The following is a 20,764-nucleotide window of genomic DNA, read 5'->3' on the forward strand; positions in this document are numbered from 1 at the left end:
ACGACAGCCTCGGCTGGCTTGCGATACTGCCTGCATGAGCCCGGCCGACGGCCCGCCCGAGGAGTGGCGCCGCTACGACGCGCCCTACCCGAGCGCGGGCTATCGGCCCTACGACCCGGGCGCCGAGCGCTCCCGGGTGCGTCGCCGGGTCGGGCTGCTCGTCGTCGGCGGCCTGGTCGTGGTCGGTGGCGCCGGCGCCGGCATCGCGGCGCTGGTCGTGAACGCCCTCGACGGCGACAGCGGGCCGTCCACCTCGACCACCACCACGACCACGACCCGCACCGAGATCCGGGGTGGCGACGGTCAGGGGCAGCTGTTCAGTGCCGAGGGCGTGGCGCGCATGCTCGAGGCGCTGGTGAAGGAGACCGGATCGCCCCTCGTGCACGAGGTCGCGATCGTCCCGGACAACGCCGTGCTGACCGTGCCAGGCACCGACGGGCCGCGCACCCTCGTGTGGGATGGCCGGTCGATGACCGCGGTCCCCGGTGGCGCCTCGCCGCGCGAGCCGTTCGACCTGACCCGGCTCGACGGCGCGGTGCTGGCCCGCCTGTGCGGCAGCCGGCCGGAGAGCTGCGCCGTCGTCGCCGGCCGGCCCCTGCCCGGCACCGGCAACGCCTGGCTCACCGTCGCCGGGCTCGACGGCGTGCATCTCACCGACCTCGCCGGCGAGGCGGCCTGAGCCGGCCGCCCGGCGGCGGCCGGGCTACGACGCGTGCGGCTCCGCCGCGTCCGTGATCGGCGTGATCCAGGACTGATGGGTGGCGGTGTTCTTGGTGATCGCGAGCAGCTCGTCCATGTGCGGCTCGAGACCGGTCACCTTGTCGAGCGGCACGCCGACGATCAGCTGGAACCCCAGGCCCTTCCACGCCTCGACGGCGCGACCGGCGAACTCGGAGTCGGCCTTCACGAAGCCCTCGTCGAGGAACACCGGCGCGAACCGCGGCCGCGAGCGCATCTCGTCGCCGAGCCGGAAGCGCAGCGCCGAGCCGACGATGAAGGCCACCAGCTCCTGGCTCTCGCCGCCGGACTTCTCCCCCAGCGTCCGGTACGTCGCGCGCAGCTCGCCGGTGAGATGGTCGTAGCGCTCGGCGCTGATCTCCACGTGCCGTCGTACGTCGAGGAGCCGGTCGCGGTCGCCGGAGCCGGCCGCCTCCCCGGCACCCTGGTCGGCCTTGCGGAGCTGGCGCATGAACCGGCTGAGCTCGGTGAACCTCTTCTCGAGGTCCTCCTCCTTCAGCTCGGTGGTGGCGCCGGCGGACAGCGCGCGCAGCTCCTTCATGAACACCTGGACGTGGGCCGGGGCGAGGCGGCGCAGTCGGATCCGGAGCCGGTCGCCGGAGGCGCCGAACTCGAGGCGGCGCAAGATCGCGTTGATCGGCTCCAGCCGGTCCTCGATCTCCTCCACCGACGCCGACATCGCGCCCAGGAGCGGGACGAGGTCCTGGCCGCTCCACTCGGTGAGCCGCCGGCGCCACTCGGCGCGGCGGTCGGCCAGGCCCTTGCCGCGGATCTCGTCGAGGATGCGGGCGTAGTCGGGGTAGGAGTCGGCGGTCGCGCCGAGGTTGGGCGAGTCCCAGGTGAACTTGTAGCTGCGGAAGATGGTGCCGAGATCGTCGTCGCAGCGCCGGATCTCCGCCTCCGCGTCGGCGAGTGCGGTGCGCAGCCGCTCGCCGAGGCGCTGAGAGTTGTTGTTGAAGCGGTCCAGGTCCTCCGGGTCGTCCGGCGCCGCCGCCGCGGCGAAGTCGGCGGCCAGCGCGGCCTCCTGCTCCTCGTCGAGGACCACCGCACCGGCCTCCTCGATCGCGAAGACCCGGTCCTTGATGGCGTCCTCGGCGTCGTAGAGCTCACGCTGGTCGTCGTGGAGCCGGTCCTTGCGCTGATCGAGTGAGAAGCGCTCCTTCCGCGCCTGGCCGAGCCGCTCCTCCAGGTCGTCGATCTGCTCCTGAAGCACCTGGAGCCGGTCGTCGGAGGCGAGGATGGCCGCCCGGCGCTCCTCCAGATCGGCGATCCGCCGGTCGCTGCCCGCGACGTCGACGTCGTCGAAGCGGACCATGACGATGGCGTCGTACGCCTTGCGCTGGAGGTCGATCAGGCCGGAGCGGCGACCCAGCTCGGCCAGCCGGCCGTCGATCTCGCCGAGCCGGCGCTCGACGTCGGCCAGCTGCGCGTCGATCTCGGCGATCGCATCCTCGCTGGAGAAGCCGATGATGTTGCGGACGTCGTTGCGGCCGTGCGCGCCCCGACGGCCGTTGCGGGTCTGGCCGGCCAGTGTCACCCGGAAGCCGGGACCGTCGAGCTCGGCGGCGCTGGCGACGCAGAGCGCGTTGCGGGCGGGCTCCTCGACGTGCTGCTGGACCCAACCCGCGAAAGGCGAGTCCTTGAAGAGCAGCTTGCCGGCGATCCGCTCGGGATCGGAGGGGCCGGTGCCGGGCAGGTCCAGCTCGACGCCCTGGAAGGTCAGTCGTGCCGGCAGACGCAGCTCGTCGATCGCGGCGGAGAAGTCGGACAGCCGGTCGAGCGGCACCAGCATCATCCGGGCACTGCCGCCGAGAACGGTCTCGACGGCGGTGCGCCACCGGACCTCGTCGGGCGCGACGTCGATCAGCTCCGCGACGAACGGCAGCTCGTCGACGGACAGCCCGCTGGCGCGGGCGACGGCGGTGCGCAGGTCGTGGAGATAGGACGGCACGCGGCCGGCGCGGCTCTCCAGCGAGGCCCGCTCCTGCCTGAGCACCGCCTGCTCCTGGGTGAGCGGGAACTGCTGCTCGCGCAGCACGGTCTCCCGCTCGGCCTGGAGCCGCTTCTGCTCCTTCTCCCCCGCGGCCACCCGCTCACGGGCCTGCTCCTGCAGGACGGTGAACGCGCCGGCGTCCTCCAGCGCGGACTCCAGGTCCGGCGGGTCGATGTCGGGGAGACCGATCAAGGGATAGACCCGCTCCTCGAGCTCGGCGAGCCGGTTGCCGCGCTCCACCCTCAGATTGCGCTCCGCGTCGGCGAGCGCGGCCAGCCGCTGCAGGTCGCCACCGCCGGCGTCCCGGTGGGCCTCCTTCGCGGCGTCGAGGTCGCCGGTCAGCTGGAACTCGGTGGCCTGGGCCGCGGCGAGGGCCTGCACGGTCGAGGACCGGGCCTCACGGTTGACCGCGACCGCGGTCTCGATCAGGCGCAGGTGCGTGCGCAGCAGCCAGTAGCGCAGCGGGGTCTCGTCGCCGGTGAGCGTGATGCCGTAGGAGTCGAGCTCGGCGAGACGCGCCGCGGCCGCCGTACGGCGCTCGTGCATCTCGGTGATCGGCTCCAGCAGCTCAAGCTTCTGCTGCTCCGTGCGCATCGCGGCATGCGCGGCGTCGAGGTCGTCGAAGTGCTCGATCGCGCGGTCGGCGGCGGCGTAGGTCGCGGGGCGCTCGAGGACCATGTCCTTGTAGAGCTCGTCGACGCTGCGGACCTGGTTGCCGGCCTGGATGCGGGCGAGCAGGCGCAGCGCCTTGGAGCCGTCGCCGTTGGCACCGATGCCGAGGCGGGCGTGCAGCACCGCCGAGAAGTCGGCGTAGGTGCGGTGGACCCGGATGCCGGGGAAGAGCTTCTTGATCGTGTGGGCGTGGAACTTCTCGGGGACGGCCGCCTCGAGCTTGTCGAGCGGCAGCGCGCCCTCGTGGGTCCACATCTGCATGAGCACGTCGCCGGAGCGCGCCGCGCGGCGGGGGACGTAGTAGGTGCGCAGGGCGGTGAATCGGCCGCCCTGGTCGGAGACGAAGGTCATCGCGACCGCGCCCCAGGTGTCGGCGCCCTTGCCGCGCAGCAGCTTCTCGACCGGGCGCCCGGTCTTGGGGTCGTCGACGACGTCGACGGCACCGCGGAGGTAGGACAGCAGGTTGCGCTGCCCGGCGCTGCGCGCCCGCCCGGCGACGGCGTCGTTGGAGGCGCCGTTGAACTTGGTGTCCGACGGCATCATCAGCGCGGTGTAGGCGTCGAGGATGGTGCTCTTGCCGACGCCCGAGGCGCCGGAGATCATCGTGGCGTCGCCGGCGAGCGGCACGGTGGTCAGGCCACCGAAGCCGCCCCAGTTGACCAGCTGCAGCAGGGAGGCGCGCCACTGCACGGTGTCGTCGACGGGTGCGGCGACGGTCTGCTCGGCGAACAGCCCGTCGGCGGTCGTGCCCTCGACCTGCTCGGCCTCGTCGATGCTCATGCGCCGTCCTCCTCGAACAGATCGGCGTCCGCCTCGGCGGTCTCCGGCGCCACGGTCGTGCCGTTGGCCTCCCGCAGCGCGTCCAGCAGCTCCTGGAGGAGCTCGATCGGCAGCAACGGCTCGACGGCCTCGCTGATCTCGAAGCGCTCCTCGGACGCGGTCGGGATCAGCAACCCGGCCTTGACGATCGCGGTGACGGCGTTGCGGGCGCGCTTCTCGTCACCCGACTCGTCGGTCGCGTGGGCGGGGCGATAGCTCGCGATGTAGTCGACGATGTCCTCGCGGTCGACGTACACCCGGGCGTCGCCGCCGGCCAGACCGGCGCGCAGCCGGTCGCGGAGGTGGACCAGGACCAGCGTCTCCTCGCGCGACCAGGCCGTGTCGTGCAGGAGGGTCGGGAACCGACCGCCCCCCTCGGCCGTGGCCTGGCGCTTCCACGCGACCTCACGGTCGCGGTCGACCTGCAGGTCGAGGAAGAGGTCGTTGAGCCGCGAGCGGAAGACCCGCTCGTGCTCCACCAGCACCTGCCAGTCGCGCGGATGCGTGCGGGCGCTGATGAACCGCTGCTTGAGCAGCGCGACCAGCGCCTGGCGCTGGGCGTACTCCAGGCCGCCCTCGTCTCCCTCGAAGAGGGACACGGAGCGGTCGTCGACGACCTCGAAGTCCTCGACCTCGTCGTAGCCGGACGCGAGGTCGGGCTCGGTGTCGATGCTCATGCGGTGGACTCCTGACGGTCGAGGTCGGGGTCGGGCAGGGGCGTGCGGGGCACCGCGAAGGTCCGCCGCGACCCGTCGGGGCGGACCGCGGCGAACGACTCGACCGCGTCCTCGGTGGCCAGATCGCGGTTGGCGGCGAGGTGCAACAGGCCGAAGATCTCCACCGGCCGCCGCAGCGACGGCTCGAGGGTGTCGAACAGCTCGCCCAGCGACGCTGCGGGCAGCAGGTCGCGCAGCGCGTCGTCGAGCCGCTGCCGCAGGGACCCGAGCTGGGGACCGCCCTGGGCCATCAGCTCGGCGAGGGACAGGGCGGGCGCGTCGGCCGGGTCGGCGTCGGCGATCCGGTCGGGCAGGACGTCGTCGGCGGGGTCGTAGAACCGCTCGCGCAGGTGGTCGACGCCGACCCGGCCCGGGAGGAGCGAGACGTCGTGCGTCGCCCGGGGTCCGGTCGTGGACATCCAGGTCATCAGCTCGGACTCGACCTGGCGCAGGGTCTGCTCCAGCTCGCGGTCGCGTGCAGCGTCGTGGGAGACGATGTACTCCTTCAGCGTCGCCGTCACCCGACTGCGCTGGGCCAGCACTCGGTCGAGGCCGTCGCGCACCAGCCGGACCGTGCCGCGCAGCTCGGCCCGGTCGGCGTCGCCGAGGATCCCGTCGGACAGCGGGTGCTCCAGCAGTGCGGTGAGGTCCTCGCGGAGCTGGGTCACCAGCGCGTCGTCACGCAGCAGCGCGAACGCCCCCTCGAACGCCCGCCCCTCGTGGGTGGCCGTGATCAGGGCGTCGGCGCGGGCGAGGTACTCGTCGATCACCTCGCCGGCCGGGCGGTCCTCGGCCCGGAAGGCGGCCAGGATCTCGCCGCGGATCGTGGCGAACCGCTCCTCGACCCGCGCGAAGTCACTGGGCAGCGCGCTGATCAGCGACAGCAGCTCGGTGAACCCCTCGACCATGTAGTCCTCGGTGGCGCTCACCAGCTCGGCGCCGTCGACGAGGCGGTCGCGCTCGGCCTTGAGCCGGGCGATCTCCTCGTTGAGCAGGCTCATCCGGGCGCCACGGTCGGGGTTCGCCTCGGAGTTGAAGCGGCGTACGGTGCCCAGGATCGTGGCGATCCGGTGCTCGCTGAGGGTGGCGCGATCACGGGCGAGGTTCTTGACCAGCTCGAGCGCCTGCTGGGCGTGGGAGGTGAGCGCGTAGACCTCGTTGCCCTGCTCGTCGAGCGAGCGCACCAGCCACTGACCGCGCATCCACCGCTGGCAGATGTCGCGGCCGCTGCCGGCAGGCACCTCGCCCTCGCCGGCGAGGGCGATCTCGGCGAGGTGCTCCTCCACCTGGGTGTGCAGCCGGGCGGTCGGGATCGGCTTGTTGTTGCGCCCGAACGCCGCGCGGAAGATCGTGATGACGACCGGCGCCTGACGCTGGTGGAGCAGCGTGAGGGTCGGCTGCGCGAAGGCGCCCTTGACCCGCGCCAGCTCACCGGCGATGTCACTCACGTCGTCCCCACCTTCCTCCTGGTTCTCGGGGGAGGGAACAGCATTCCAGAGGGGTACGACGAATCCCGGGACCACCCCCGGCCACGGGCGGACACGCCAGGTCGCGCACCCTTCTCCACAGGCATGTCCTGCGACTTGACTCGAACATGTGTTCGAATAGAATGAAGGGATGGTGGTGGACTTCTCGGACCTCGACGCGGCAGCGCTGCTCGCCGCCGAGGAGTCCGGCCTGCGCGAGCGGCGACAGGCCGACGTCGAGGAGCTGCTCCGGCTCCTGGCCTGGTGCGACCTGCACTCCGTCGATCCCCAGACCCAGCCCGGAGCGGTGCCCGTGCGCCTGGGCGGCGACCGGCTCTGCCGGCTCGGCGGCGACGGCACACCCGAGGTCGCCGAGCTCTGCTTCGCCGAGTTCGCGATCGCCGGCCGAGCCGGGACGATCCCGACCACCCACCGCGCGGCCGCCGCGCTCGACCTGCGCCACCGACTCCCCCTGCTGTGGCAGCGGGTGCAGAGCCTCGACGTCGAGGTCTGGGTGGCCCGCCGGATCGCCGAGCTGTCCCGGCCCCTCGCCCAGGACGCCGCCGCCCTCGTCGACGCGTCCGTCGCCGCAGCCCACGACCTGCCCGCCGGCAAGCTGATCGAGCTCGCCGAGGCCCGGATCATCGAAGCCGACCCCGACGCCCACCGCGCCCGGATCGCCGCCGAAGAAGCCCGCACCGGCGTCTTCACCCGCCGACGCCGCCCGGGCCAAGCCGTCGCGGCCATCGACGGCCAGGCCGACGTCCAGCCGATCACCCTGCGCCTCCCCACCGCGGGCGCCGTCGAGTTCACCACCACCGTCGAGGAGATCGCCGCCACCCTCGCCGAGCAGCACGTCCCCGCGCACGAGGACGACGTGCCGACCATGGACCAGTTCCGCGCCCGCGCCGCCGAGCTGCTCGCCGACCCCTACGCCGCCGTCCGCTTCCTCGACGGCACCCGCACCCCCGCGCCCGAGCCTGAGCCCACGCCCGAGCCGGACGCCAAGGCCCATCCCGAGACCGAGACCGAGCCGGATACGGCCGAGGCGCCCCGACCGCCACGCGCCCGGCGCAAGGCGGTCATCCACGTCCACCTCGACGCCGCCGTCCTCGCCGGTCTCGCGCAGGGCGTCGCCCGCGTCGAGGACCTCGGCCCGATGCTCCTCGATCAGCTCGCCGCACTCCTGCGCCACCGCCACATCGAACTGAAGCCGGTCATCGACCTCAACCTCACCACCGCCGTCGACGCCTACGAGCACCCCGCCGCCTGCAAGGAACGCACCCTGCTCCGCACCGGCGGCGACGTCTTCCCTCACTCCACCTCCCGCACCCGCCGCCTCGACCACGACCACGTCACCCCCTACGACACCCACGGCCCACCCGGCCAGACCGGCGACCACAACGACGCACCCCTCACCCGCCGACACCACCGCACCAAGACCCACCTCCCCTACCGCACCCGGCAGCTCGGCCTCGGCGCCTACCGCTGGGAGACCCCCCACGGCCTCGTCCGCGTCGTCACCGGCTACGGCACCACCGTCGTCGAAGGACTACGCGACCCCGACGGCACCCTGATCGGCGAGATCTACCCCGCACGGTACGAATTGACCCTGGATGAGGCCCTCGGGCGAGGGTGACTTTCGGGGTCTCGGACGGTCGGCCACCGGATCTCAAGGAAGTGGTGCGCACTGAGGCGAGCTCGGCAAGGATCCCGCCATGAACCTCGACCGCATTGCTCAACTCGTCGCCGACGGCCTGATGCCGCTCATCCGCACCGATTTCTCAGCGGACGATGCCTGGCATCGCGTGGTCGAAGCAGTGTCTCAGGAGTCCGACGGCGTCGCTGACGGGGACGAATACGCTGCACAGCAAGCGGCGATCTCAGATCTGAGCTTCGATTCCGTCACTCCGGAGACCCTCGCGAGCGCTTGGCCCAGGGAGCACCCCGGCTATGTCATCCTCGCGGACCACCGCTCGATGCGAGAGGCGACGTCTGGCGAAGATCCGACGGTGGTGTTCGTGGACCTGAGCGCTGACGATGAGGACGAGGAGGAGTTCGGATGGGTCTTCGGTCAAGCGTTCCGGTGCGTTGCTACCGCGGCCGCCTCGATCGACGACAACCTGTCGATCGCGAACATGGACTTCGCTGAGTTCGCTGATGCCGTGGACGATGACGGGGTCTTCCGAGGCTTCTAGTCCCGCGACCCGACGCGGCAGATCGACCTGAAGCCGGCCATCGACCTCAACCTCACCACCGCCGTAGTGGCTCCGTAGCCCAGATTCCGTCCATCCGCCCCTCGGGGAAGTCCACGGTCAGCGCGTAGACGAAGGCTCTGATCGCTGGGCCAGGCGGGCTGTCGTCCTTCTCAGAACGGTCGCGCCGTGCCTCGAGCTCCTCCGCTGCCGCCGCGTCGTTCGCGGGGCGATCGCCTGACCACGCCGCGATCCCTCGTCGCGGTGGTGCTCGCGCCGCTGAGGCCTCGAAGCATGTTCACGCTGATTGACGGCGTCGGCGACCTGTCATGCCCACCCCACCAGCCAGCACAGAGAATGCCCGGCGGATGCCGGGCGGGCATCAGTAGAGTGAAGTCCATGTCGAGCCCCGAAGCGGACACTATGGGGCTTTCGGTCACGCCGTCAGCCCCCTGAACCACTGAGCTTGTCCGTGTCCCGCCCGCAGCTGTCTGCGTGGCGGCTGTTCGGGTGTCCCATCGGGCTGGCCGTGGTGACGAGACGCCTTCTCTTCGATTCGTTTCCAGCCTTCGGAGTAACTCGATGCCTCTCGCTCTCTACCTACTTGCCCTCGCGGTCTTCGCCATGGGCACCTCGGAATTCATGCTCGCCGGCCTCGTGCCGGATATTGCCTCCGACCTTGACGTCTCGGTCGGGACCGCCGGACTGCTCACGTCGGCCTTCGCGGTCGGGATGATCGCTGGCGCGCCCGTCATGGCTGCGTTCGCTCGCCAGTGGCCTGCGCGGGCGACTCTTCTTGGTTGTGTTGTGGTCTTCGCCCTCTGTCACATCGTCGCTGCGATCACTCCGGACTTCTCCGTGCTGTTCGCTACCCGTGTCGTAGCGGCGGTCGCTCATGCCGGCTTCTTGGCGGTCGCGCTCAGCACCGCGACCCGTCTTGTTGCCACGGACCAGAAGGGTCGTGCCCTGGCGGTACTGCTGTCCGGTACGACGATCGCCACCGTCGCGGGCGTCCCCGCGGGCGCACTGCTCGGCACCGCCCTGGGCTGGAGAGCGACATTCTGGGCAGTCGCTCTCCTGTGCATCCCCGCAGCACTCGGAATACTCACCGGAGTCCGCCCCCGCACGAAGGCAGCTACGGAAAGGACCGAAGGTGGTGCGTCTCTGAGCTTCGAGCTCGCCCAGCTGCGAACCGCCCCTCTGATCATCGCGATGGTGCTCGGAGCGTTGGTCAACGGCGGCACGTTCGCCGCGTTCACGTTCCTCGCGCCCGTCGTGACCGGGACCGCTGGATTGGATGAGGCGTGGGTGCCGCTGTCGTTGGTTCTGTTCGGCATCGGCTCCTTTGTCGGCGTCACCGCCGCCGGGCGTCTCTCCGACCGGCACGCTCGCGTGACTCTCGGCGCGGCCACTCCTGTGCTGCTCCTGGGATGGCTGGCCCTTGCACTGCTCGCGGCACACCCCGTGCTGTTGATGATCTTGGTCCTTGTCCAGGGGGTGTCGGCCTTCGCCGTGGGTAGCACCCTGATCACACGGGTCCTTTACGCGGCGTCCGAAGCGCCGACCATGGGTGGCTCTTATGCAACCGCCGCGCTCAACGTCGGAGCCGCAGCCGGTCCGGCGATCGGGGCGGTGGCGCTATCGGGCTCCAGTGACTCAGGGCCGGTGTGGGTGGCGGCGACCTTGACTGGGATTGCCTTGATCATGTTGCTTCCATCGCTGCGGTTGATCGCATCGCAGAGCCGAACAGTCGAAGTCGTCGGGTGACTCACGCGATTGCTTCCCAGAGTCTCGAGGGCCGTCGTCGGCTCATCGACCCTGGCGGCAACAGCAACCGCAAGCCGGCGAGATCACCGCGCAAGAGCCGCGGGCCGCGCTCGCACGCCGTCAGCGGCGAACGGAGCTCGCGACCTTCTTCAGCGCACCCGCACCGGCGCCGGCACCGCGCGCGACCAGGCGGTGGGGCTTGCGGTTCGCCAGGTCGAGGAGGGAGTCGGCGATCCCCCAGGTGAGCTTGCCCTCGGACAGCTCCACCAGGGTCTCCAGCGGAAGACCGACGGTCATGTCCTCCAGCTCCTGACGCTCCTTCTCGGTGGCGGTCGGAGGGAGCTGGCGCACGATCATCGCCTTGAACGCGCGCCCGGGCAGCGTCGAGGCCAGCTCGAGCACGGTGGACTGGCGGGTGAAGGGCCGGGCGGGCTTCGACTGGCTCGGGTCCTGGGGCATGGGGGTCTCCTGTCAGGGCGTCGGGCCGTGGCGTGGTTCCGCGCGAAGGTCACGCGCATCTTGCCCGACGATCCGCCTCGCCGGTGGGGAAATGGCGCGAGGAGAGGGCGAGCGGCCGGGTCCGCCATGGCCGCCGCCTAGGCTCGGAGCCGACCCCACGACCGAGGAGGACAGGTGCCGACGGACGCGAAGAAGACCCAGGCCTTCGAGCGGGACATGAACTACATCCCGGACCGGATCACCCAGGTCGAGGGCCGCAGCCAGGATCCGTACGGCGGAGGCGAGCTCGACGTGCCGACCTGGCCGGTGGAGCCGGGCCGGTACCGGCTGGTGGCGGCGCGGGCGTGCCCGTGGGCGAACCGGGCGATCATCGTGCGGTCGCTGCTGGGCCTCGAGGATGTCGTCTCGATGGGCCTGGCCGGGCCGACGCACGACGCGCGGAGCTGGACCTTCGATCTCGACCCGGGCGGGGTGGACCCGGTGCTGGGGTACGAGCGGCTCCAGCAGGCCTACTTCGCCCGCTTCCCCGACTATCCGCGGGGTATCACCGTGCCGGCGATGGTGGACGTGCCGACGAGGTCGGTGGTCACCAACGACTTCCCGTGGATCACCCACGACCTCTTCTTCGAGTGGCGTGACCACCACCGCCCGGACGCGCCGGACCTGTGGCCGGACGAGTGCCGAGAGGAGATGGAGGAGGTGATGGAGCGGGTCTTCACCGAGCTCAACAACGGCGTCTACCGGTGCGGGTTCGCCGGGTCGCAGGAGGCGTACGAGGCGGCGTACGAGCGACTCTGGGCGGCGATGGACTGGCTCGAGGACCGGCTCGCGGACCGGCGCTATCTCATGGGCGACCGGATCACCGAGGCCGACGTGCGGCTGTTCACCACGCTGGCGCGCTTCGACGCGGTCTACCACGGGCACTTCAAGTGCAATCGCAACAAGCTGAGCGAGACGCCGGTGCTGTGGGCCTACGCCCGCGATCTGTTCCAAACGCCCGGCTTCGGCGAGACGATCGACTTCGAGCAGATCAAACGGCACTACTACGTCGTCCACACGGGCATCAACCCGACGCGGATCGTGCCCGTCGGCCCCGACGAGTCCGGCTGGCGCACGCCGCACCGGCGAGAGCGCCTCTGAGCGCGGGGCTCAGCCCCACGCGGCGTGCCGTCCCGACCGGCAGCGCACGTCGCCTACAGCCAGGCCGGATCCACCTCGTTGAACAGCTGGTCGCCGCTGGCGAGCAGGTCGAGCATCGGGCCGGTCCGGGGCAGCTCATGGGTGAGGAAGTACCGGCCGGCGGCGCGCTTGCCGTCGTAGAACTCCCCAGTCGCGCCCTGGGCGGCGACGAGCTGGTCGAGCCAGAGCCAGGCGACGACGATGTGGCCCGCGGCCTCGAGGCCGGTGGCCGCGTTGACCAGGGCGACCCGCGGGTCGCCGGACTCCCAGGCGGTCGCGACCGCGGTCGCGAGACGGTCCGTGGCGGCGGCGACCCGATCGGCGCCGTCCGCCAGCGCGGCGTCGCCGGTGGCGCGGGCGCGCTCGACCGTCTCGCGGATCGCCTCGACGAGCAGCTGGAGACCGTTGCCGCGGTTCATGACGAGCTTGCGCCCCAGGAGGTCGAGCGCCTGGACGCCGTGGGTGCCCTCGTGGATCGGGTTGAGGCGGTTGTCGCGGTAGAGCTGCTCGACGCCGTACTCCCGGGTGTAGCCGTAGCCGCCGTGCACCTGGATCGCGAGGTCGTTGGCGGCCAGGCACCACTGGGAGGGCCAGCTCTTCACGATCGGCGTGAGTACGTCGAGCAGGGCGCCCGCCCGCGCGCGGGCGTCGGCCGACGGGTGGGTGTGCTGCTCGTCCAGGAGCAGCGCCGCGCGCAGGACGAGCGCGAGCCCACCCTCGACGTACGACTTCGACGCCAGCAGCATCCGGCGCACGTCGGCGTGCTCGACGAGGGGGACCGGCGCGGCGGCGGGGTCCTTCGCGCCGAGCGGACGTCCCTGGACCCGCTCGCGGGCGTAGGCGAGGGCGCGGAGGTAGCCGGTGTAGCCCAGCGCCACGGCGCCCGCGCCGACGCCGATGCGGGCCTCGTTCATCATGTGGAACATCACGGCCAGTCCGCGGCCCTCGTCGCCCACCAGCTCGCCGACGGCGCCGGGTGCGCCGCCCGGCAGGTGCCGACCCTCGCCGAAGTTGAGGACCGTGTTGACGGTGCCGCGGAAGCCCATCTTGTGGTTGAGACCGGCCAGGGTGACGTCGTTGCGCTCGCCCCGCGCACCGTCGGCGTCGACGACATACTTCGGCGTCGCGAACAGCGAGAGGCCCTTCACGCCGGGCGGCGCGCCCTCGACCCGGGCGAGGACCAGGTGGACGATGTTGTCCCCCAGCTCGTGGTCGCCGCCGGAGATCCACATCTTGTTGCCGAACAGCCGGAAGGTCCCGTCGTCCTGGCGCACCGCCCGGGTCGCCACGTCGGCCAGCGACGAGCCGGCCTGCGGCTCGGAGAGGCACATGGTGCCGAACCAGCGACCGTCGAGCATCGGCGGCACGAACCGGGCGACCTGCTCCGGCGTGGCGTGCGCGAGCAGCAGGTTGGCGTTGGCCATGGTGAGCATCGGATAGCCCGAGGTCGCCACGTTCGCCGCCTGGAACCAGGCGAAGCAGGCCTGCTGGACGACGTGCGGCAGCTGTCCGCCGCCGACCGACTCGTCCATCGCCGCGGAGACCAGTCCGGCGTCGGCGAAGGCGCGCACCGCCGCTCCCACCTCCGGGATGATGGTGACCGTCTCGCCGTCGAATTGCGGCTCCCGGGCGTCGCTGAGCGCGTTGTGGGGCGCGAAGTGCTCCGCGGCGAGCTCGGCCGAGAGGCCGAGCACCGCATCGAAGGTGTCGCGGCTGTGCTCGGCGTACCGCGCGCGGTCGCACAGCTGCGCCACGTCGAGCCACTCGTGGAGCAGGAAGTCGAGATCACGGCGGGCGAGCAGGAGGTCCGGGCTCATGACCCCAGCCTGCCCCACGCCGCTCGTCAGCGCGCAGGAGGGACGACGGTCGGCATGCCGGCCAGCGGAGCGCCCGCCACGGTCACCACGCCGACCACGCGGGCCGACGACCCGAGCAGCGTCGCGCCCTGGTCGGTGCGCAGGGCCGAGCGCCCGAACTGCACCTCCAGGATCCCGATCTTGAGCCGGCCGCCCTCCCGCACCAACGCCACCTCCCCGCGGCGCGGGCGCCGGTCGGTCGACACCAGCAGCTCGGTCCCGGCGGGCCAGCCGTGGGAGGCGAGCGCGTCGTTGCGCAGCCGGATCCGCACGTCCTCGCCGTCGCCGACCGGGGCCTCGGGTCGCTGCCGGGCGGGCTGTTCGCGACGCGCGGGGGCCACCGGCGGGGGCAGGTCGAGCGGCAGGCACTCCTGGGCCGCCGCGCCACCTCGGACCGAACGCATGTTCGAAGCCTAGCGCGCACCGGGCCGCACCGCCTCCCCCTCCACCGGTCGACGTGCGCCCACCGACCGCCGCGCGGACCCCTTGCCCGATCGGTAACCTTTGTGTTACCAATAGCCGCATGGACGCGTTCGAGGCGATCGCCGACCCCGTCCGCCGGAGCCTGCTGGAGCGGCTCGCGGGCGGCCCGGCGCGCGTGGTCGACCTCGCCGCGGAGCATCCGATCAGCCGCCCGGCGATCAGCAAGCACCTGCGCCTGCTCGTCGAGGCGGGACTGGTCGCCGCCGACCCACACGGGCGGGAGCGCCACTACCGGCTGGTCCGCGCCGGTCTCGGCCCCGTGCGGACCTGGGCGGACGCCCTGGCCCGTCCCGCTCCCCCGATCCCGGAGACCGCGCTCGACGGCCTCGATCTCGAGGTCCGCCGCACCGGCCGCGAGCGCCGCCACACCCCCAACCAGGCCAGCCACGAGGAGACCGCATGACCGCCCCGACCCCGCCCACCCGGCCCACCCCGCCCACTGCCCCTGCTCCGACCGCCACCGGTCGCCGTCGGGACCACGAGGGCGAGACCTACGTCGAGTTCGTCCGCACCTTCCGTGCCCCGATCGAGGACGTGTGGGCGGCCGTGACCGAGTCCGACCGGCTGGCCCGGTGGATCGGCACCTGGACGGGAGATCCCGCCGACGGCGAGGTGATCTTCCAGATGACCTACGAGGGCGACGACGTGCCCGGGGAGCGGTTCACGATCGACGAGTGCGTGCCGCCGTCCCGGCTGCGGATCACGACGTCGATGCCCCATGACGGCGAGAACCCCGAGCAGTGGCAGCTGCGTCTCGACCTCGCGGAGGCCGACGGCGTCACCTCGCTGACCTTCGCGCAGAACCTCCCCGACCCCACGATGGCCGAGAGCGTCGGGCCCGGCTGGGACTACTACCTCGACCGGATGGTCGCCGCCGAGACCGGCGCCGAGCCCGCCGCGATCGACTTCGACGACTACCACCCCGCCCTCTCCGAGCACTACCGGCGCGCCTTCGGCTGAGCACGCGCAGCACCCTGGGGTGCGGCCCTAGGATCGACGGGATCGCCATGAATCCCGTCCCGGACCGCCCCCGCAGGCTGCTGCTCGCCGTCGACGCCCCGTCCCTGCTGCACCGCCACCACCACGCGCGCGCCCACACCCGGCACCGCGACCGCGGCGGGCGGCCCGCCTGGGCCCTGCACGGCATGCTGCGACAGATCATCGAGTCGATCGACTCCTTCGCGCCCGACGCGGTGATCTTCGGACTCGACGACCGGACCTCCTCCGTGCGCCGCGACGCCTACCCCGACTACAAGGCCGGCCGGGCCGAGAAGGACCCGGAGCTGGTCGATCAGCTCGACCGCGCGGGGGCGCTGCTCGACGCGCTCGGCCTGGCCACGCTCACCCCGCCGGGCCTCGAGGCCGACGACGTGAACGCCTCCGCCGCGACCTGGGCCGAGGCCAACGGCTGGAGCTGCGTCATCATCACCTCCGACCGCGACTCCTTCGCCCACATCAGCGAGCACACCCGGGTGCTGCGCCTCATCGACGGCGGCATCCACGGCTCGCCCCTGCTCACCCCCGCCCACCTGCGCTCGATGTACGGCGTCCCGGCGGAGCGCTACCTGGAGTTCGCCGCCGTGCGGGGCGATGCCAGCGACAACCTGCCGGGCGTGCCCGGGATCGGCGAGAAGACGGCGGCCTACCTCCTCTCCCACATCGGCTCGATGCGCGAGATCTGGGCCGACATCGAGCACGACGAGGGCCGCTCCGTGGTCGCCGCGCTGGATGCGTGGGCCGCGGAGACCGGCGCCCGCCGGACGGGCGCGACGGTCCTCAAGCGGCTGACCGCGCCGGGCGCCCGAGCGACCTACGAGTTCAATCTGCGCCTGATGTCCGGTCGCACGGACCTCGACCTCGGGCTGACCCCCGACGTGCCCGGGACGCCGGGCCTGCTGCCGCTCGACATCGAGCGGGTCGAGCGGGTGGTCGGCCACCTCAACATGGAGGCCACCACCGCCCTCGCCCTGCGGGTGCTCACCGGCGACCCGGCCTCCGTCCCGCGCGGCTGACCGCGGGCTCAGATCCCGTCGCGCTCCACCGGGCAGGTCATGCACCGCGGCCCGCCCCGGCCCCGGCCCAGCTCACTGCCCGCGATGGTGATCACCTCGACCCCGTGCGCGCGCAGGTGGTCGTTGGTCGCGGCGTTGCGCTCGTAGGCGACCACCACCCCGGGCCGCACCGCGAGCACGTTGCACCCGTCGTCCCACTGCTCCCGCGCGGCGGCGCGGGCGTCCTGGGTCGGGGTCAGGATCCGGATCCGGTCCACCCCCAGCGCCGCCGCGATCGCGGCCGGGAGCCCGCCGGGCGGGTGGGCGGTGACCGCGAGCTCCTTGTCGGTGTCGCCGGGCTCGATCGTGTAGGCCGGCAGGTCGCCCAGCCCGGCGTACTGGGTCAGCGTCTCCTCGTCGATCATCGTCAGCACCGTGTCGAGGTGCATGAACGCCCGCTCCCGCGGCAGGGCGACCGCCACGATGCGTTCGGCGCTGCCGGCGGCGAACAGGCGGCGGGCGAGCCGCTCGATGCCCTGGGGCGTCGTCCGCTCGCTCATCCCGACCAGCACCGCGCCCCGCCCCAGCACCAGGATGTCGCCGCCCTCCACGGTCGCCGGCGCGTCCGCCGCCCCGTCGGACCACCACCGGAACCCCTGCCCGGCGAACGCCGGGTGCCACCGGTAGATCGCCTCGTAGTGGATCGTCTCGCGTCTCCGGGCGCGCCTGCTCATCGCGTTGACGCTGACGCCGTCGTAGATCCACGCGGACGTGTCGCGGGTGAAGAGCTGGTTCGGCAGCGGGGGCACGAGGAGGTCGTCGTCCCGCAGGGTCCGTACGACGACCGAGCGGGGCTCCTCGATCCGCTCCGCCACCTCGGCACGGGTCATCCCCCCGACCAGTCGGGCCGCGAGCTCCGCGGCGTCGAGGCCGGCGAAGAGGTTGTGCAGGGCGTCGGCGGCGAGCGGCCCGTAGCACCGCTCGTCGAAGGTCGCGGCGAGCACGTGCGCGCGGGCCTGCGGGATCTCCAGCGTCTCGGCCAGCAACCGGTCGAGCAGGTGCACGACCACGCCCTCGGCACGCAGCGCCGCGGCGAAGGCGTCGTGCTCCTCGCGCGCCCGCCCGACCCAGGGCAGGTCGTCGAACAGGTAGTCGTCCTTGTTGGTCGGCGTGAGCCGCTCGATCTCGAGCCCCGGGCGGTGCAGGATCGCCTGCCGGAGCGTGCCGACCTCGGATCCGACGTGGAGGGTCATCACCAGAAGGTACCCGCTGCGCCATGATGACCCGGTGACCGACGACGCCCCCGCCACCGGCCTGACCGAGCTGCTCGCGCGGCGCTTCCTCACCACCGACGAGGCCCGCGGGGAGAAGGTCGCCCGCTGGCACGCGCGCGGTCGACGTACTGCCCGGGAGAACATCGCCGATCTCGTCGACGCGGGCTCCTTCGTGGAGTACGGCCGGTTCGTGACCGCCGCCCAGGAGCGGCGCCGGCCGCTGGCCGAGCTGGTCGTCGAGGCGCCCGCGGACGGCATCATCGGCGGCACCGCGACCATCGACGGGCGGCCGTGTGCCGTGCTGTCGTACGACTACCTCGTCATGGCGGGCACCCAGGGCATGCGCGGACACCGCAAGTCCGACCGCCTCGTCGAGCTGATCGGCAGGATGGGTCTGCCGACCGTCTTCTTCACCGAGGGCGGCGGTGGCCGGCCGGGCGACGTCGACCTGCCACTGGTCTCCGCCCTCGACGTCGGCTCGTTCGCCCTGTGGGGCGCCCTGGAGGGGGTGGTGCCGCGGATCGCCGTCGTGTCGGGACGCTGCTTCGCCGGCAATGCCGTGCTCGCCGGCAGCGCGGACCTGCGGATCGCGACCCCGGAGGCCAACCTGGGCATGGCCGGGCCGGCGATGATCGCGGGCGGCGGGCTCGGGCGGTTCGCGGCCGAGGACATCGGCCCGGTCGAGGTGCAGGCCGCCAACGGGGTGCTCGACGTCGTGGTGGACGACGAGGAGGAGGCGGTGGCCGTCGTACGACGCGTCCTCGGCTACCTCTCCGGCCCGGCGCCCGCCGCCGGGGCCGGGGCCGATCCCGCGGAGCTGCGCACGATGCTGCCCGTCAACGACCGGGAGGCCTTCGACGTCCGCCCGGTCGTGGCGGCCCTCGCCGACGCGGACAGCGTGACCTGGCTGCGGGAGGGTTGGGCACCCGAGCTGGTCACCGCGTTCGCCCGGATCGACGGGATCCCCCTCGGCGTCGTCGCCAACCAGTCGACCCATCTCGCCGGGGCGCTCACCGCCGACGCCTCCGCCAAGGCCGCCGACTTCCTGGACCTGTGCGAGCGCTGGCGCCTCCCCGTGCTGTCCCTCGTCGACACCCCCGGCTTCATGGTCGGGCCCGACGCGGAGCGGGCCGGCCTGGTCCGCCACGCGTCGCGGATGGTCAACGCCGGTGCCCGTCTCACCGTGCCGCTGGTCGGCGTGGTGCTGCGGCGCGGCTACGGGCTGGGCGCCCAGGCGATGCTCGGTGGCAGCACCCACCGGCCCCTGCTGACGGTGGCGTGGCCCGACGCGCATCTCGGCGCGATGGGTCTGGAGGGCGCGGTCCGGCTCTCGCTCGCCCACGAACTCGCCGCCCTGCCCGAGGACGAGCGCGAGGAGGCCGTCGCCCGGCACACCGCCGAGCTGCGGGCCCACGCCAGCGCGCTCAACGTGGCGCGGGTCTTCGAGATCGACGACGTGATCGACCCGGCCGAGACCCGGGCCGTGGTCGCCGCGACCCTCCGGGCGGCGGGCTAGGAACGGACCCGTGGCACGGACCAGACCAGCGTGGTGCCGCCGTCGGGCGCGGACTCCACCCGCAGCCCGCCGCCGCGCTGCTCGGCCCGGGCGCGCATGTTGGCGATCCCGCTCTCGGTCACCGCGCCCGCCATCCCGCGGCCGTTGTCGCTGACCGTCAGCACGATCGCGGCCCCCGCCTCCACGATCACCTCGACCGCGCTCGCGCCCGCATGGCGGCTGGCGTTCGACAGGCCCTCGGCCAGGACCGCGAGCAGGTCCGGGACGACGTCGTCGGGGACGAGGGTGCGCACCGGACCCTCGAAGCGCAGCGCGGGCCGGAACTTCAAGGTCGACGCCGCCCGGTCGACCAGCCGGGTGACCTCCGCCTGGACGTCGCCGGCCGTCTCGACGGTGCTCAGCCCGAAGATCGCGCGCCGGATGTCCTTGATCGTGGCGTCGAGGTCGTCGACCGCCTGCTCGATGCGCGCGGCGACCTCGGGCTTCTGCACCAGGCGGGTCGCGCCCTGCAGGCCGAGCCCGACGGCGAAGAGACGCTGGATGACGAGGTCGTGGAGATCGCGCCCGATCCGGTCACGGTCCTCGAGGACCGCGAGCCTGCGCTGGTCCTCGCGCGCCTCGGCCAGTTGCAGCGAGAGCGCGGCCTGCTCGGCGTACGCCGCGACGAGCTCCCGGTCGAGCACGTGGTAGCGGTCCTCGTGGGCCGGCGACCAGGCCAGCGACAGGGTGCCGCTCGCCTCCGCCGAGGGCGCGAAGGGCACCGCGAGGACCGGACCGTCGCCGTGGTCCTCGATCCCACTGCGCGCGATGACCGACGCCGCCTCCCCCTCCGGGGTGAGCGTGACCCAGGCGGCGTCGGCACCGGCCAGGTCCCGCGCCCGCGCGGCCAGCCCGGCGACCGGGTCGTCCGCCGGGTCGGGGTCGGCCAGGGCCGGCGCGAGCGCGGCCGTGGCGCGGGCCCACGCCTCGCGGGTCGTGGTCTCCTCGTAGAGCCGGGCGTTCTCGATCGCGACGCCGGCCGCCGCGGCGAGGGCGACCACGATCTCCTCGTCCTCCGACGTGAAGTCGCCGCCCCCCGCCTTCTCGGTCAGGTAGAGGTTCCCGAACACCCGGTCCCGGATCCGCACGGGCACGCCGAGGAAGGAGCTCATCGGCGGGTGGTGCTCCGGGAAGCCGTACGACGCCGGGTGCTCGGCGATGTCGTGCAGGCGCAGCGGCTCGGGCCGGTCGATGATCAGCCCGAGCAGGCCGTGCCCGGTCGGCAGGTCGCCGATCTCGGCGGCGAGGTCGGCGGAGATGCCGTGGTGGACGAAGGTGCGCAGCCGGCGGCTGCCACCTGCGCTCAGGACGCCCAGCGCGGCGTACCGCGCGTCGACGAGCCGGCTCGCGATCGCGACGATGCGGGCCAGGACGCCGTCGAGGCTCAGGTCCGCCGAGATCGTGACGACGGCGTCGAGGAGGAGCTGGAGGCGCGCCTGCTGGTCCAGGGCGCCGTGCATCCGGTCGAGCACGGCTCGCACCAGGTCCTCGAACTCGACCTCGTCCAGGTCCACCGGCCGGTCGGCGTCCATCCCGTCCATGCCCCCGAACGCTACCGGCAGCAGGTCCAAGGACCCGCGGTGTTCGGGACCTCGGCACCT

At 72.6% G+C, this 20,764-nt stretch carries 17 protein-coding genes; 9 read left to right on the plus strand and 8 right to left on the minus strand.

Features of this window, described 5'->3' with window-relative positions; genetic code table 11:
• Positions 1-34 precede the first annotated feature (34 nt).
• Positions 35-679: a hypothetical protein gene (locus ACPZVR_RS14645; protein WP_436700336.1), complete on the plus strand. Its 645-nt coding sequence runs from the start codon at positions 35-37 to the stop codon at positions 677-679.
• 24 nt (positions 680-703) lie between these two features.
• Here the strand turns inward: ACPZVR_RS14645 and ACPZVR_RS14650 are convergent, their stop codons facing one another.
• Genes ACPZVR_RS14650 through ACPZVR_RS14660 form a run of 3 tightly spaced genes read right to left on the minus strand, consistent with a single transcriptional unit; the run spans position 704 to position 6,386 of the window.
• Entirely contained in the window at positions 704-4,183 is a 3,480-nt protein-coding gene (locus ACPZVR_RS14650; protein ID WP_436700337.1) for an ATP-binding protein, read from the minus strand.
• Positions 4,180-4,899, minus strand: coding sequence for a DUF4194 domain-containing protein (locus ACPZVR_RS14655; protein WP_436700338.1), 720 nt, complete (start codon positions 4,897-4,899; stop codon positions 4,180-4,182). Before ACPZVR_RS14655 ends, ACPZVR_RS14650 begins: the two co-directional genes overlap by 4 nt.
• A complete protein-coding gene (locus tag ACPZVR_RS14660) occupies positions 4,896-6,386 on the minus strand; it encodes a DUF3375 domain-containing protein (RefSeq protein WP_436700339.1) in 1,491 nt (496 codons plus the stop codon). Before ACPZVR_RS14660 ends, ACPZVR_RS14655 begins: the two co-directional genes overlap by 4 nt.
• Positions 6,387-6,555: 169 nt before the next feature.
• On the opposite strand from ACPZVR_RS14660, the gene ACPZVR_RS14665 reads away from it, so the two are divergent.
• The 3 genes from ACPZVR_RS14665 (at position 6,556) to ACPZVR_RS14675 (ending at position 10,366) form a co-directional block, all read left to right on the plus strand.
• Positions 6,556-8,043 (plus strand): hypothetical protein, encoded by a 1,488-nt coding sequence (locus ACPZVR_RS14665; protein WP_436700340.1) that lies wholly within the window; start codon positions 6,556-6,558, stop codon positions 8,041-8,043.
• Positions 8,044-8,122: 79 nt separating this feature from the next.
• Positions 8,123-8,602 (plus strand): DUF6924 domain-containing protein, encoded by a 480-nt coding sequence (locus tag ACPZVR_RS14670; RefSeq protein ID WP_436700341.1) that lies wholly within the window; start codon positions 8,123-8,125, stop codon positions 8,600-8,602.
• A 579-nt stretch (positions 8,603-9,181) separates the two neighbouring features.
• Positions 9,182-10,366: a Cmx/CmrA family chloramphenicol efflux MFS transporter gene (locus ACPZVR_RS14675; protein WP_436700342.1), complete on the plus strand. Its 1,185-nt coding sequence runs from the start codon at positions 9,182-9,184 to the stop codon at positions 10,364-10,366.
• Positions 10,367-10,486: 120 nt separating this feature from the next.
• Here ACPZVR_RS14675 and ACPZVR_RS14680 read toward each other — a convergent pair whose 3' ends face one another.
• Positions 10,487-10,825, minus strand: a complete 339-nt coding sequence (locus ACPZVR_RS14680; RefSeq protein WP_436700343.1) for a hypothetical protein — start codon at positions 10,823-10,825, stop codon at positions 10,487-10,489.
• A gap of 216 nt (positions 10,826-11,041) precedes the next feature.
• Between ACPZVR_RS14680 and ACPZVR_RS14685 the strand changes: the two genes are divergently transcribed.
• A complete protein-coding gene (locus ACPZVR_RS14685) occupies positions 11,042-11,965 on the plus strand; it encodes a glutathione S-transferase C-terminal domain-containing protein (RefSeq protein ID WP_436700473.1) in 924 nt (307 codons plus the stop codon).
• A 53-nt stretch (positions 11,966-12,018) separates the two neighbouring features.
• Here ACPZVR_RS14685 and ACPZVR_RS14690 read toward each other — a convergent pair whose 3' ends face one another.
• Both ACPZVR_RS14690 and ACPZVR_RS14695 read right to left on the minus strand, forming a co-directional pair.
• Positions 12,019-13,821 (minus strand): acyl-CoA dehydrogenase, encoded by a 1,803-nt coding sequence (locus tag ACPZVR_RS14690; protein ID WP_436700344.1) that lies wholly within the window; start codon positions 13,819-13,821, stop codon positions 12,019-12,021.
• A gap of 26 nt (positions 13,822-13,847) precedes the next feature.
• Positions 13,848-14,264, minus strand: a complete 417-nt coding sequence (locus ACPZVR_RS14695; protein WP_436700345.1) for a hypothetical protein — start codon at positions 14,262-14,264, stop codon at positions 13,848-13,850.
• A gap of 119 nt (positions 14,265-14,383) precedes the next feature.
• On the opposite strand from ACPZVR_RS14695, the gene ACPZVR_RS14700 reads away from it, so the two are divergent.
• The 3 genes from ACPZVR_RS14700 to ACPZVR_RS14710 are packed head-to-tail and all read left to right on the plus strand — an operon-like array spanning position 14,384 to position 16,355.
• On the plus strand, positions 14,384-14,746 hold the full coding sequence (locus ACPZVR_RS14700) for an ArsR/SmtB family transcription factor (RefSeq protein ID WP_436700346.1): 363 nt from the start codon (positions 14,384-14,386) through the stop codon (positions 14,744-14,746).
• A complete protein-coding gene (locus tag ACPZVR_RS14705) occupies positions 14,743-15,303 on the plus strand; it encodes an SRPBCC family protein (protein ID WP_436700347.1) in 561 nt (186 codons plus the stop codon). Before ACPZVR_RS14700 ends, ACPZVR_RS14705 begins: the two co-directional genes overlap by 4 nt.
• Before the next feature lie 47 nt (positions 15,304-15,350).
• A complete protein-coding gene (locus ACPZVR_RS14710) occupies positions 15,351-16,355 on the plus strand; it encodes a 5'-3' exonuclease (protein ID WP_436700348.1) in 1,005 nt (334 codons plus the stop codon).
• An 8-nt stretch (positions 16,356-16,363) separates the two neighbouring features.
• On the opposite strand, the gene ACPZVR_RS14715 is transcribed toward ACPZVR_RS14710, so the two are convergent.
• Positions 16,364-17,587 (minus strand): arginine deiminase, encoded by a 1,224-nt coding sequence (locus ACPZVR_RS14715; RefSeq protein WP_436700349.1) that lies wholly within the window; start codon positions 17,585-17,587, stop codon positions 16,364-16,366.
• 34 nt (positions 17,588-17,621) lie between these two features.
• Here ACPZVR_RS14715 and ACPZVR_RS14720 point away from each other — a divergent pair, with 34 nt between their 5' ends.
• Complete coding sequence (locus tag ACPZVR_RS14720; RefSeq protein ID WP_436700351.1) at positions 17,622-19,124, plus strand: acyl-CoA carboxylase subunit beta; 1,503 nt, start codon at positions 17,622-17,624, stop codon at positions 19,122-19,124.
• Here the strand turns inward: ACPZVR_RS14720 and ACPZVR_RS14725 are convergent.
• The gene (locus tag ACPZVR_RS14725; RefSeq protein ID WP_436700352.1) at positions 19,121-20,704 is read right to left on the minus strand and encodes a GAF domain-containing sensor histidine kinase; all 1,584 of its coding nucleotides are present in this window, start codon (positions 20,702-20,704) and stop codon (positions 19,121-19,123) included. The genes ACPZVR_RS14720 and ACPZVR_RS14725 overlap by 4 nt on opposite strands.
• Positions 20,705-20,764 lie beyond the last annotated feature (60 nt).

The organism is Nocardioides segetis (assembly GCF_051390595.1).
Lineage (GTDB): Bacteria > Actinomycetota > Actinomycetes > Propionibacteriales > Nocardioidaceae > Nocardioides.

Excerpts from the sequence above, each read along its gene's own strand:
- ACPZVR_RS14645 (WP_436700336.1), top strand. The coding sequence starts at position 35 with ATGAGCCCGGCCGACGGCCCGCCCGAGGAGTGGCGCCGCTACGACGCG.
- ACPZVR_RS14650 (WP_436700337.1), bottom strand. The coding sequence starts at position 4,183 with ATGAGCATCGACGAGGCCGAGCAGGTCGAGGGCACGACCGCCGACGGG.
- ACPZVR_RS14655 (WP_436700338.1), bottom strand. The coding sequence starts at position 4,899 with ATGAGCATCGACACCGAGCCCGACCTCGCGTCCGGCTACGACGAGGTC.
- ACPZVR_RS14665 (WP_436700340.1), top strand. The coding sequence starts at position 6,556 with ATGGTGGTGGACTTCTCGGACCTCGACGCGGCAGCGCTGCTCGCCGCC.
- ACPZVR_RS14670 (WP_436700341.1), top strand. The coding sequence starts at position 8,123 with ATGAACCTCGACCGCATTGCTCAACTCGTCGCCGACGGCCTGATGCCG.
- ACPZVR_RS14675 (WP_436700342.1), top strand. The coding sequence starts at position 9,182 with ATGCCTCTCGCTCTCTACCTACTTGCCCTCGCGGTCTTCGCCATGGGC.
- ACPZVR_RS14680 (WP_436700343.1), bottom strand. The coding sequence starts at position 10,825 with ATGCCCCAGGACCCGAGCCAGTCGAAGCCCGCCCGGCCCTTCACCCGC.
- ACPZVR_RS14685 (WP_436700473.1), top strand. The coding sequence starts at position 11,042 with ATGAACTACATCCCGGACCGGATCACCCAGGTCGAGGGCCGCAGCCAG.
- ACPZVR_RS14690 (WP_436700344.1), bottom strand. The coding sequence starts at position 13,821 with ATGAGCCCGGACCTCCTGCTCGCCCGCCGTGATCTCGACTTCCTGCTC.
- ACPZVR_RS14695 (WP_436700345.1), bottom strand. The coding sequence starts at position 14,264 with ATGCGTTCGGTCCGAGGTGGCGCGGCGGCCCAGGAGTGCCTGCCGCTC.
- ACPZVR_RS14700 (WP_436700346.1), top strand. The coding sequence starts at position 14,384 with ATGGACGCGTTCGAGGCGATCGCCGACCCCGTCCGCCGGAGCCTGCTG.
- ACPZVR_RS14705 (WP_436700347.1), top strand. The coding sequence starts at position 14,743 with ATGACCGCCCCGACCCCGCCCACCCGGCCCACCCCGCCCACTGCCCCT.
- ACPZVR_RS14710 (WP_436700348.1), top strand. The coding sequence starts at position 15,351 with ATGAATCCCGTCCCGGACCGCCCCCGCAGGCTGCTGCTCGCCGTCGAC.
- ACPZVR_RS14715 (WP_436700349.1), bottom strand. The coding sequence starts at position 17,587 with ATGACCCTCCACGTCGGATCCGAGGTCGGCACGCTCCGGCAGGCGATC.
- ACPZVR_RS14725 (WP_436700352.1), bottom strand. The coding sequence starts at position 20,704 with ATGGACGGGATGGACGCCGACCGGCCGGTGGACCTGGACGAGGTCGAG.